Raw genomic sequence first — 11,373 nt, 5'->3', positions numbered from 1 at the left:
TTGATGTAGTTTATTGGTTGTGTGGGGGCGGGTTTATGTAGGTTATTGATGGGAGTTAAATATTGTTGGTGAACCCGCCCCTACGAGTCTCTGATAGATAAGATTGTTTTTTTTGCAATTACCAATTACCAATTACCAATTACCAATTATCCCAAAAATCTATGAATCCAGAACCAGAAATTCGCCGCCTGTTAGATGTGATGCCCGCCTCGGGCCGCATGACTTGTAAAATTATTAATAAACCTCAACAATCGACGGTAATTAATTGCGATTTTCCTTTACCTTGGCATCAATCTCGCCCGATTTATATTAATTTTGATTTGTGGCGCCTGCTATCTAAGCCGCAGCGGGATTTACTGCTATTGCGTACTGTAAGTTTTCTGGGCAATTTCAAGTGGTTTAAGCCGGATATTTATCAAGGGGCGGCTGTGGCGGGTATTCTCGGCACTGTTGTAGAATTGTTGCAGGGAGATGCGATCGGAATTGCGATCGCCGGTGGGTTGACGGGGCTGGCGATGACTCGAATTTGGCGCGACAACCGCAGTTCGCAAGTAGAGCTAGATGCTGATGAAACGGCGATTCGGGTGGCGGGAAGGCGCGGTTACAGTGAATCTGAGGCGGCGGGACATCTGCTGGGTGCGATCGAATCTGTGGCGCAGATAGAACAGCGTACTTTGGATTTTAACGAGTTGATTCGGTGTCAAAATTTAAGGGCGATATCGGGTATTTCGGCGGTGGGCGTGCCCGATAGCGTCAGACAGGATTGAAAAAAACATCGAAAGTACGCGCGAGCGAAGCTATCCCGTAGGGAATCGCCCGTACTGCAAAAAAACATCGCTATTCAACCAAATTAGCCTTAACAGACAAAGATTCCAGAAACTTAACTGCCTCATCCAGCATAGCTGCTGGTAATTTCTCAACAATTGCGATCGCCCTTTGACGAGTTTCTAGATTAACTGCTTATGTCGCAGGTTTAACTGACAAAACTTGCACTTTCATCGTCTTAATCAGCTTCAGTAACGTACTTATTTTAAGCGAAAGCGCGATCGCCCGATCGACCTCCTATGACTCCTCCTCATCTACCCACCGACTGAGATAATCCGGCAACTCATCAAAAGATACCCCCACCAAACGGCAAAAATCCCTGATTTGCCGAATAGTCATCGTAGGTTCGTCTCCCTTTTCCCATCGCCGCACCGACGAAGCCGACACCCCCATCCGCACAGCCAACTCTTCTTGGCTCAAGTTAGCGTCCTCTCGCAGTCTCCGAAAAGGCAACTCGTTTTCTAGTTGCCGTTGACGTTGCCTTTTTTTTACCATATTATTATAGCAGTCTACTTTAAGTGATTAATTTGAGCGATTAAATTAATTGCGGTAGGCACAGCCATAGTCAAAACAGAATGCACTAAAAATCAAAGGTGCAAGTCTGTCACTTTCCTGTGGGCAAACATACCCAATTTAGAATACAGCCATGAACACCCCAGAAACTACGAATTCCTGGATTATTTACCGACTGCTGCCCAACTTTCAGCGCTTACCCATCGGACAATTTCGCAGCCGCAGCGAAGCAGAATCTTCCCTGAAAGTCATCCGACAACTGCTACCCAATACCGAATTAATACTTGCTTTCGAGATTGGGACAGAAAATCCAACTACCGAACTCATTGGGCGCCCTGCTAAGGAACCAAACTTGCCCAATTCAGTTAACCGAGAACTCTTGAAACTGTTCATTATCAGTTCTCGCCCTGTTGTTTCCCGCGTCATTCATTCTTTTCATCGCGATAATTTTGCCTGCGCTACTGACTGGAGTCCGTTTGTTCCGACTCAAAATCGAGGTGAAGTGATGAGCGTCTTAATTAAGTATTTTGCCGCTGACTGTTAGCGTTCGATCGAACATTCCTGATTGTACTGCAAAGCGCTTTTTCCTGATATTATTAAGAGCGCTGAAGCGCAACTACGTACCTAATTTTAAAACTGCGCTGCCTAGTTGGGCTTGGGCGCTTTTTCCTGATATTATTAAGAGCGCTGAAGCGCAACAACGTACCTAATTTTAAAACTGCGCTGCCTAGTTGGGCTTGGGCGCTTTTTCCTGATATTATTAAGAGCGCTGAAGCGCAACTACGTACCTAATTTGTCTGACGATAATAAAATCGCCCTGCTTATTAAGGGGGATTTAGGGATATTTGAGGAATAAATGGTAATTTAAGAACAGTGATAAACTTGATATTCATAACCATCAACAGGTGACAAGTCGCGAGATTCAATCTGACACTTTTGTGCTGCTAAATTTACGGGCGCGCGAAAATTTACTAACCACAAATCTAGCGGACGTTCCAATTGACTGAGTGTCTTGTCAAGTATCCCTGCCACAATTTCCGGCGATTCCCTTCTCTGCTTAACTAAAAGAAACTGTGGAGAATCAAAGGCTTTAATTTCCTTCTTTCCTCTTCCTTCTTCCTTCTTCCCTCTTCCTTCTTCCTTCTGACTCTTTTCCCATTCCAATCCTATCCCCATCAACTCTCCTATTTCTACATGAGTTTTTTGAGTAGTAGCAATTAACACGGGAACTTGCGAGACTTCGCGGATAATCGGAATTAACAAGTCTGGTTTGTAATATTTGCGATAGCCGAGATTGGAATTTACTGTTACACTGCTGACAAAACCCATTACTAAAATTAGCAGAACTGCTTTTTTGCCAGTAAATTCTACAGCAGGTAAATTAAACCATCGAGTTTTTATTGTAGGTGTGTCATAAATAAATGCTAAAGTTACTCCTAATATTAATATCACTCCCGGAAAGTAGACGAAATTGTATCGAGGGCCGCGAGTTAGGTCAATTCCTAGAATGTATGCAAAGCTGAAAAATAGGAAAATTGCTCCTAGCACAAATCCGCCAAAAATAACAGTACCTAAATGAGTATCGGTGGTTTTTAAGGCATTTTTCACAGCGTTAAACAGGATGGGAAGCACCCAGATCAAAAATATTGCCATTACGATCGCAGATCCAACCACCACGGCCAGATTTGACGATTCCACCGGAAGCAGCGATATCACAGCGATCCATCCCGCCAAAGCTTGGAAAATCGGCGCAATCCAATCTACAAATGTGCGATCGCCACTGACAATCCAATTCGTGAGCTCGCTACCGTATTTATTCGACAAAAATATCGGTAGCCATACTAAACCGCCCGCTACAGTCCCCAGCGCTACTGCGAAAAGCCGCCAGAGGATTTGAAATTGCCAAATATTCGGCTGCTGACTCTCTGAAAGCGCCAATTTTCCATAAAACTGCTGCCAGATTACAGCAATCAATGCTATGGCTTCCGCACACAAAGTCAAGGCAAAAAAGTAGTGAACCGCAATTCCCAAACAATTAACAATTATCCAAAATAGCACCGTCCAGATAGGCATTGGAGCGCGCTGTTGCAGCTTTTTTGCAGCTACTGTCAAGCAAAAAAGAGACGCAATAACTAATAAAATTGCTAAGGTATAATGGCGGGCTTCTTGAGCGAGATAAATGCCGTAGGGAGAAACTGCCATCATCGCAGCCGCACATTGACCGACTAAACGAGAATTGAACGCAAATTTGCCTAAAAGGTAGATAGCTGGAACTGAAATCACTCCTAATAATGCCGGAAGCGATCGCCCAATCCACACTAAACTATCCTCAGTCGGTGCAAACAGCCGCATCCACCAGTGGGCTACCATAAAATACACTGGCGGATGGTTGCTTTCCACCAGCAAATGCTTGAGAACATCTGCAATGCCAGCATCCGGGCCCAATTGCAGCGGTTGTAGTAGAGTCGAAAGTGCGATCGGGCGATCGATCGGCACCCCGCGAAAACTGTTGCCCAAACTAAACACCAGAGTCGAAAACTCATCCGTCCACAGCGGTTTCGAGTCCAAATTGGCAAAACGTAGCATTAGGGCGATCGCCGTCCACAGCAATAACAGCAACAGTTGTCTGTATTTAATCATTAATTAATTGATTCATTCCAAGGCATAGGGAAGAAAAGTTATTATAGTTGATAATTGAGGGTTGATAGTTGAGAGTTCTCAACAGTCAACTATCAACTGTTTAAAAGCCTTCCTGTCTGCGGTCAATTGTAAACAGTCTAAAAATATCGCGTTTCATCTATCAACTGTCAACTGTCAACTATCAACTGTCAACTGTCAACTTCCGTTACCCGCCAGCTCAGCTTCATGTTGATCCAGAAATTCCAAAGAGTCACAGCCACGATCGCAATTAAATTAGCCAAATATTCATTGATGCCAAAAACATTAAACATCAAATTAACCAGCAGCACATTCAAAATCAAACCCATCAAGCAAATTGTATTAAACTTCAACAGGCGTTTGAAACGCTGGCGATTTCCCGGTTGCCGCTTAGAAATGTCCCCAAAAGTCCACAAATCATTCCACAAAAAATTACTAATAATTGCTAATTCAGCAGCAATAATTAGACTGCGAGTCAGCTCCAAATGCAGACTATTTCGCAGCACGTACAAAACCCCCATATTGACAAACACACCGCTGAAACCCACGATGCCAAATCGCAGAAACTTACCCACTGGCCAGCGGGCAAACCGCAATATGAACAAATGTCGCAAATACTCAATATACTGTTTCCCAGTAACTTTGCTCTCGCCTTCTTTCCGCTCCTGAAATACATAACCAACTTCTCCAATCCAGCGGATATTGCCCCTACCGAGCACTTCAATCAAGATTTTGTAACCCGCAGGATTCATGGTTTGGCCGGCAATGCAACTGCGACGCACCATAAAATAGCCGCTCATTGGATCGGAAACTCTACCGACGACTCCAGGCAGTATAATCAATCCAACAGTTTGAGCGCCCCGCGACAAAAATCTCCTGACAACGCTCCAGTCGCTCACCCCGCCCTCGGCTACGTGGCGGCTCGCAGCGGCCAAATCTGCCCCCCGCTGAATTTCTGCTAAAAGCTGCAATAGCGTCTCCGGCGGATGCTGCAAGTCGGCATCGATGACACCCAAAACCTCGCCCCGAGCAGCCTGCCACCCGCGAATTACCGCTGTCGAAAGTCCACGCTCGTCTTCCCGGCGCATCACCTGCAATTGCGGATATTCGGCCGTCAGGGACAGGGCAACTTCCCAGGTGCGATCGGGGCTGTTGTCATCGACTACAATTAATTCGTAGTTGCCGGGAATGCTGCCATCAAGCAACTTGCTCAATTGTTCCACAATACTTTTGACATTCTTGCACTCGTTGTAGGTGGGAATCACCAAGGAAAAATAAATTGGCTGTGTATCTTCTGCAAAAGTTGAACCACAAGTCCCTACAGCAGGAATTTGCAAAGGCCCAGACGGCACTGGCAACAGGTGATTTGCTTCGTTGACGCTCATAGTTACCGTTTCTTAAAATGAAAAGATGTTTTTTTACGACTTTATACTTTAGAATCTGTTTCGTCCATAGTTGATTTGTTAAGATATAAAAAGCCGTTAATTTTAGTGGTGGATTTTGTGACTGAATCGGAAAATAAAACTGTTGATGCAATTCTCGATCGCGCTTTACAACTTTATAACATCTCTAGCGCAGAGGCATTGGTACTTTTGCAGCAAAGAGAGCCAGATGCGATCGCTTCTATTCAAACAACCGCTGACTTGCTCCGCCACCGACAATCAGGCGATATTGTTACTTATGTTATCAACCGCAATATTAATTTCACCAATATTTGCGAGCAGCATTGCAGTTTCTGTGCATTCCGCCGCGACGACGGAGATGAGGGCGCTTTTTGGTTAGATACAGCCCAAATTCAGGACAAGGCAACAGATGCAGTGCAGCGGGGTGCGACGGAAATTTGTATGCAGGGCGGCTTAAATCTTCAAGCAAAGCTTAATGGCGGATCTTTGCCTTATTATCTGCAATTAGTGAAAACTATTAAGGATAAATTTCCGCAGTTACACTTGCACGCTTTTTCGCCCCAAGAAATAGAATTTATTGCCAGACAAGATCGTCTTAGTTTCAGCTATGTAATTTCGGCATTGCGGGATGCGGGAGTCGGTTCGATACCTGGTACTGCGGCGGAGGTTCTCGACGATGCGGTGCGACGGGTGATTTGCCCGGAAAAACTAGATTCGGCAACTTGGCTAGAAATCGTAGGAACTGCTCACAGCTTAGGTTTGCCGACAACGAGTACGATGCTTTGCGGGCATATTGAGACGGCAGGGCAGCAGGTTTTGCATTTAGAAAAAGTGCGATCGCTCCAACAAAGTGCCATTAACAACAACTATCCAGCTCGCATCACAGAATTCATTTTACTGCCCTTTGTCGGGCAAGAAGCACCAGCCCCTTTACGCAGTCGAGTCGGCCGCGATCAACCAATTTTAGCAGATACATTGTTGCTCACCGCAGTATCGAGAATCTTCTTGGGAAATACGATTTCCAATCACCAACCGAGTTGGGTGAAATTAGGTTTAGACGGAGCTAAAGAAGCGTTAAAATGGGGTTGCAACGACATCGGCGGCACATTGATGGAAGAACACATTACCACGATGGCAGGTGCGGTTGGCGGCGGTTGTCAATCTGTAGAAGATTTGCAAAATGCGATTAGTTCTTTGGGGCGAGATTATCAGCAAAGGGATACAATTTATCGACCTGTGGGGGTTGAAAAAATGGCGCCAATAGGTATTAGGAGAAATTGAGCGATGTCTTACAGCGAGTTCACCACAATTGTCAAAGTCAAACAAGCCTTTGGATTAACAACTGTAGAAGGCCCGCGATTTCTACCGCAAATAACTCCGATCGCTCCAAGTGCAACCCTGACAGATTTTTTGGCGCACAGTTTACCCGTAGCTGTGGCGACAGGAAGTGAAAAAGCGCGATCGGAAATGATTATTACCCCCGTACTGCTCGAAGTCAGAAAGATTTTGCAGGAGAAGATTAGCTTGTTTTCGGGAGAAGACTTTACCGTAGATTTCAAACAAGGACTGAATGGAATTTGTGATTTCTTGATTAGTCGCTCTTCAGAAATGTTAGAAATTGAAGCACCAGCAGTCGCAGTTGTTGAAGCTAAAAAAGCAGATTTAAAAACAGGAATTGGACAGTGTATTGCCGAAATGGTAGCAATGCAGAAGTTTAATGAAGCGAAGGGAAAACCAATTCCTGTTGTTTATGGGAGTGTTAGCAACGGTACGCAGTGGCGATTTCTTAAATTGGAGGAAAAAACTGTATCACTGGATCTTAATGATTATGCCTTGGTTCCGCTGGAGCAAATTTTGGGAATGCTAGTTTGGATGGTACAAGATGGGTGATTAAGTGCGATCCTCTTCGAGGGCTTCGCTAACGCTCTTTTGACTCAGTTGGTAAAGTGCGATCCTCTTCGAGGGCTTCGCTAACGGACATTTAGGATTTCATTAAAAGTCAACGATCGATCGCGATTTAAAGTTTGGGACTATCGGGCGATCGCACTTTCAAATTCTTCTAGCGCTTGACAACTTCCTACCTGCAAAGCACGTTCCACTGTAGAAGGAATCAGTTTGGCGATCGCAATTCCTGGAAAATTCGGACTAATATCCGATTCTACATACTCTCCTTCTTGCAGCAAATAGATGCGAAGTCTGCCGCTGTCGTAAACCCAGACTTCTGGAACTTCAATAGCTAGATAAGCATCGATCGTAGTTTTAGAAGCTACATCCGTTTCAATTGCTAAATCCGGCGGCGGATCGTCCGGCAAAAGTCGGCGACGACTAATCATCCGCTGATAATTTAGAATATAAAAGCAAGCATCAGGTTCAATTCCCGCTGCACCTTCCCGCTTGAAAGTAGTAGAACCAAATGGTTCGTATCTTCTACCCGCAGACTTGAGTAAAATTTTGACAATATCAGAGATTAAATCTTTCGTTATTTCGCATTCTAGTAAGGAAACCGTAATTTCTAAAGTTTCTTTGCTGTAAGCAACTCGTGCCGATCGCTTTTCTCCCAATTCTTCCAAAATCGACTCGAATTCGAGCCAAGTTATATTGGGAATAGTTACGACACTACCGGGAGTAAGCTGAATCTGGCTAATAGGTTTGAGGACGGGAGCGATAACAATCATAAGCTGAATTGAGAGCTAGTTGTTAAGTTTCTGCCAAAGGCAGGCAGGATGCCTACCCCACAAGAGTTTTTGAAGATATCTGTTGAGTGTAGCACGGGCAACGAGAAGAGATTCGCGATCGCAGATTTATGATTGCTAGACATCAAAGCCAGATTTGGTATAATTAGTATTATCAGTCATTTTAAAAACCTATGACTCAAACTTTACCCAAACTCGTAAACTTCGAGGAATTTGTAGAGTCGCTACCTGAAAATGCGACGGTACGCTACGAACTGCATAATGGAGAGATTGTTGAGATGGCACAACCAGTAGGCGAACACGAGGAAGTTATCAGCTATAGTTAGACCTCCTGAAAAAGATTCTGGTTATTGCCCCGATTTGTTGGTGCTGAACCGTGCAAACCTTGTGAATGAACCATTGTGGCAAAAACAATCTATCCTCAGTTTGGGTGCATCGATACCTTTGGCGATCGAGGTTGTGTCAACGAATTGGCGCGATGATTACTATTTGAAATATGCTGATTATGAGGAAATGGGTATCCCTGAATATTGGATTGTCGATTATGCTGCGTTGGGTGGACGCAATTTTATTGGCAATCCGAAACAACCGACAATTTCTGTCTGTAACTTGGTTGATGGTGAATATCAAATCTTCAAGTTTCGAGATAATGACCGGATTGTTTCGCAAGCATTTCCTGATTTAAACCTGACAAACCAGATTTTTCAAGCTGGTTTAGTTTAATCTGATATCTTACAAAATTCTAATTGAGGTGTTTTGTTAAAACTGACTCATGCAATGCTTTGAAAAAAAAAGGAATATGAGACTTGACATCACTACTTTGCTGTGAATAAAATCTCCCAATCTCTAACGATAGTTGCTCTCTAAAATTTTTCTCATCCCCACTCCAGTCACCGGGTGGCTTAATTTGCTTCCAATAATCCTTTGCTTTTTTAATTGTCAGCAAAGCTAGGATTAACTCATGCTTCTGGGTTGCATCAGTCGTGTTTTGAAACTGATGTTTCCATGAATCCTGAAATTTATCTAAGTCTAATTGCGTACAATTCAATCCCGAACAATGATTTATGCGATCGAATGCTCTCTTTAAGTTCAACTGCAAATCTCCATCGCTACTAATTCCATCAGCCATATCACTATAAATATTCGTGAGTGACACTAGATTTTCTTGATAAATCGGAGAATTAGGATAATCATCAAATAATGATTGAAGTTCCGGTGTCAGAAAGTATGCTTCTTTATGAATCAAACCTGTAATCCAAATCCGGTGCTGTGCTACATTTTGCTTTTGTACCTGAGATTTTTCATAAAGGTTGCAAAAAATTGCTTCTGTATCTGTAAAGACATAATTCTCAATCGCTTGCAAGTGCAAATCTAAGTCTATCATTGCAAAAAGTCGATCGCAATCTAGATACGAATTAGTGCTATCCTGTTTATGTAATGTTAAAAGAGTAAAGTAGGTGTCTATGACATCTTTGCGATCGCCACAATTAAAAAATTCCGGTCTATTCTGTCTCCACCATGCCGGAATGCAAGCCTTATAAAAATTGGCATCCGGCATTTGCTCCATTGCCCTATAAGCTTGAGGTGACTCTCTACCCTGTATTTTCGGAGAAGCACCTTCGCATAATACCACAATTTTGTTTTGAATTTTGCGAGATTTCAAAATAAACTCGCACCATTTTTTTAGCTGTTCTGAACTAAGACTCATTTGTAATCTTAAGATTCTTGTTTAATCAATTTTGGCTCAATTTCTTTAACATGAGCAGGTGTCAAAGCTTCACACAATGCGTAGGAGTGAGTTGCCAGAATATATTGATTGCTGGGAGCCCATTCTTTGAGATCAGATATAATTTGATATTGCCAATCTGGATGAAAAGCAATTTCAACTTCATCCATCAAAACAATAGCATCTTTTATGTTACGGGACTTGAGCCATATATAAATGCTAAGTCTTTTGAGTTCGCCGTGACTCAAATCTTCGGGATATAGTTCTATAGTTTCACCATTCTTATCCAATTTAAAATTGACTCCCGAAAAATCTTCATTTAAATTTATCCTTTTATTTGCTAATAGCAGATTTAAGTCGTTAATTAGAGTTTGATAGCTATTCCCATAGCCGCCTGTGTTTATCGCTTCTCTGAAGTCGCGATCGCGAGCATCTTTAAATGATTTAATAAGTAGGTTTACAGCAAGAAAATCATAGGTAAACAAACCTTTTAATTCTAATCTTGCAGATGCAAGTATCCCGTAATAATTCTTATCCGCCTTACTTGAGTTGCTAAATAATAGTTTCCTAGAATCCGGCGGAAGAAATAGAAAAATTTGCGTGGATGGAGCAGCTAGAAAAATTTGACGCGATATCTTATGTAATAATGATTTTGCTTGATCTTTACTTTGATGAGTCAAATGACATAGTAGCTTTGTATTGAGCTCTTGATTATTTTTTTGAGCGTTTGAATAATAACATAGATTGATGCTATCCTCTGAATTTATATCTTCATTAAAATCAACCATCGCTTCTGACGGTGAACATTCTTCCGAAAAAAATTCAAGATTAACATTTTTTTGTCCATCCCAAATGTCAATAATAGCTAAGACTCTTTTGTCTTCGCCGTCATGAATTTTAAATCCTTGAAGCAGATTTTGTAAAAATGGTTTTTTATCCTCATCACCGGAACAGTGTAGCAACACAAAAATTAACTGTAACAGCGTACTTTTACCGCCGCCATTTTGGCTTCCCAGCGGAAAAATACTAGGAACAAAATCCTTTTCAAAAGTGATGTCTATATTTTTCAATCCCCGAAAATCAGGAACTTGAACTCGTAGTAAGTGCATAAAAAACTCCTGGTGTTGGCTGGTATTCTTTATTGAAACGCTGAGCCACAATCATTTTAGATTATAACTCACATTTTTTACTATTTTCAGGAACAGGCAAGATGCCTGTTCCACAACACATTAATAAATTCTTGTGGGGTGGGCATCTTGCCCGCCCAAAGAAACAGGCAAGATGCCTGTTCCACAATACATCAAGTTTCTTGTGGGGTGGGCATCTTGCCCGCCCCCAAAAAGACTTATCTCTCGCCGTTTTACACCTTAAACTTCTCCACAATTCGTCTCATTGCTTCCTCCACATTCTCCCGACTATTAAACGCCGAAATACGGAAATAACCTTCGCCCGCCGCACCAAAACCAGAACCAGGTGTTCCCACCACATTACAAGTTTCTAGCAACTTTTGAAAGAAATCCCAACTCGACAAACCATTCGGTGTTTTCACCCACAC

General features: G+C 42.7%; 11 protein-coding genes and 1 pseudogene. 5 read left to right on the top strand and 7 right to left on the bottom strand.

All coding sequences use genetic code 11. From position 1 onward, the window contains the following. Positions 1-161 precede the first annotated feature (161 nt). Positions 162-767 carry a DUF3318 domain-containing protein gene (locus tag JGK20_RS30520; RefSeq protein ID WP_293193440.1) on the top strand — a complete coding sequence of 202 codons (606 nt, stop codon included), beginning with the start codon at positions 162-164 and terminating at the stop codon, positions 765-767. 295 nt (positions 768-1,062) lie between these two features. On the opposite strand, the gene JGK20_RS30515 is transcribed toward JGK20_RS30520, so the two are convergent. Continuing rightward, complete coding sequence (locus tag JGK20_RS30515; RefSeq protein WP_293195646.1) at positions 1,063-1,320, bottom strand: helix-turn-helix transcriptional regulator; 258 nt, start codon at positions 1,318-1,320, stop codon at positions 1,063-1,065. 151 nt (positions 1,321-1,471) lie between these two features. On the opposite strand from JGK20_RS30515, the gene JGK20_RS30510 reads away from it, so the two are divergent. After that, positions 1,472-1,882: a hypothetical protein gene (locus tag JGK20_RS30510; RefSeq protein WP_293195644.1), complete on the top strand. Its 411-nt coding sequence runs from the start codon at positions 1,472-1,474 to the stop codon at positions 1,880-1,882. A 320-nt stretch (positions 1,883-2,202) separates the two neighbouring features. On the opposite strand, the gene JGK20_RS30505 is transcribed toward JGK20_RS30510, so the two are convergent. Continuing rightward, positions 2,203-3,978 carry a glycosyltransferase family 39 protein gene (locus JGK20_RS30505; protein WP_293174452.1) on the bottom strand — a complete coding sequence of 592 codons (1,776 nt, stop codon included), beginning with the start codon at positions 3,976-3,978 and terminating at the stop codon, positions 2,203-2,205. 188 nt (positions 3,979-4,166) lie between these two features. After that, positions 4,167-5,381: a glycosyltransferase gene (locus tag JGK20_RS30500; protein WP_293174449.1), complete on the bottom strand. Its 1,215-nt coding sequence runs from the start codon at positions 5,379-5,381 to the stop codon at positions 4,167-4,169. Between the two features lie 117 nt (positions 5,382-5,498). On the opposite strand from JGK20_RS30500, the gene cofH reads away from it, so the two are divergent. Together cofH and JGK20_RS30490 are read left to right on the top strand one after the other, a co-directional pair. Next, positions 5,499-6,680: a 7,8-didemethyl-8-hydroxy-5-deazariboflavin synthase subunit CofH gene (gene cofH, locus JGK20_RS30495; RefSeq protein ID WP_293174446.1), complete on the top strand. Its 1,182-nt coding sequence runs from the start codon at positions 5,499-5,501 to the stop codon at positions 6,678-6,680. Between the two features lie 3 nt (positions 6,681-6,683). Next, on the top strand, positions 6,684-7,289 hold the full coding sequence (locus JGK20_RS30490; protein WP_293174443.1) for a hypothetical protein: 606 nt from the start codon (positions 6,684-6,686) through the stop codon (positions 7,287-7,289). A gap of 140 nt (positions 7,290-7,429) precedes the next feature. Here JGK20_RS30490 and JGK20_RS30485 read toward each other — a convergent pair whose 3' ends face one another. Further along, positions 7,430-8,074, bottom strand: a complete 645-nt coding sequence (locus JGK20_RS30485) for a Uma2 family endonuclease (RefSeq protein WP_293193443.1) — start codon at positions 8,072-8,074, stop codon at positions 7,430-7,432. A gap of 191 nt (positions 8,075-8,265) precedes the next feature. Between JGK20_RS30485 and JGK20_RS30480 the strand changes: the two are divergent. Then, positions 8,266-8,815, top strand: a pseudogene (locus JGK20_RS30480) (Uma2 family endonuclease). Between the two features lie 19 nt (positions 8,816-8,834). Here JGK20_RS30480 and JGK20_RS30475 read toward each other — a convergent pair. The 3 genes from JGK20_RS30475 to JGK20_RS30465 form a co-directional block, all read right to left on the bottom strand. Further along, entirely contained in the window at positions 8,835-9,800 is a 966-nt protein-coding gene (locus JGK20_RS30475; protein WP_293233269.1) for a hypothetical protein, read from the bottom strand. An 8-nt stretch (positions 9,801-9,808) separates the two neighbouring features. Beyond that, positions 9,809-10,927 carry an AAA family ATPase gene (locus JGK20_RS30470; RefSeq protein WP_293233267.1) on the bottom strand — a complete coding sequence of 373 codons (1,119 nt, stop codon included), beginning with the start codon at positions 10,925-10,927 and terminating at the stop codon, positions 9,809-9,811. Between the two features lie 251 nt (positions 10,928-11,178). Next, positions 11,179-11,373: aminotransferase class I/II-fold pyridoxal phosphate-dependent enzyme (locus tag JGK20_RS30465; protein WP_293233265.1), on the bottom strand; the 195-nt coding region annotated here is incomplete at its 5' end.

Origin of the sequence: Microcoleus sp. PH2017_05_CCC_O_A (genome assembly GCF_020738785.1) — a bacterium.
Taxonomy (GTDB): Bacteria; Cyanobacteriota; Cyanobacteriia; order Cyanobacteriales; family Microcoleaceae; genus Microcoleus.
The sequence above is the reverse complement of the archived record's forward strand: the minus strand, read 5'-3'. Positions and strand labels throughout refer to the sequence as shown.

Excerpts from the sequence above, each read along its gene's own strand:
- JGK20_RS30510 (WP_293195644.1), top strand. The coding sequence starts at position 1,472 with ATGAACACCCCAGAAACTACGAATTCCTGGATTATTTACCGACTGCTG.
- JGK20_RS30485 (WP_293193443.1), bottom strand. The coding sequence starts at position 8,074 with ATGATTGTTATCGCTCCCGTCCTCAAACCTATTAGCCAGATTCAGCTT.
- JGK20_RS30520 (WP_293193440.1), top strand. The coding sequence starts at position 162 with ATGAATCCAGAACCAGAAATTCGCCGCCTGTTAGATGTGATGCCCGCC.
- JGK20_RS30500 (WP_293174449.1), bottom strand. The coding sequence starts at position 5,381 with ATGAGCGTCAACGAAGCAAATCACCTGTTGCCAGTGCCGTCTGGGCCT.
- JGK20_RS30470 (WP_293233267.1), bottom strand. The coding sequence starts at position 10,927 with ATGCACTTACTACGAGTTCAAGTTCCTGATTTTCGGGGATTGAAAAAT.
- JGK20_RS30515 (WP_293195646.1), bottom strand. The coding sequence starts at position 1,320 with ATGGTAAAAAAAAGGCAACGTCAACGGCAACTAGAAAACGAGTTGCCT.
- JGK20_RS30505 (WP_293174452.1), bottom strand. The coding sequence starts at position 3,978 with ATGATTAAATACAGACAACTGTTGCTGTTATTGCTGTGGACGGCGATC.
- JGK20_RS30475 (WP_293233269.1), bottom strand. The coding sequence starts at position 9,800 with ATGAGTCTTAGTTCAGAACAGCTAAAAAAATGGTGCGAGTTTATTTTG.
- JGK20_RS30490 (WP_293174443.1), top strand. The coding sequence starts at position 6,684 with ATGTCTTACAGCGAGTTCACCACAATTGTCAAAGTCAAACAAGCCTTT.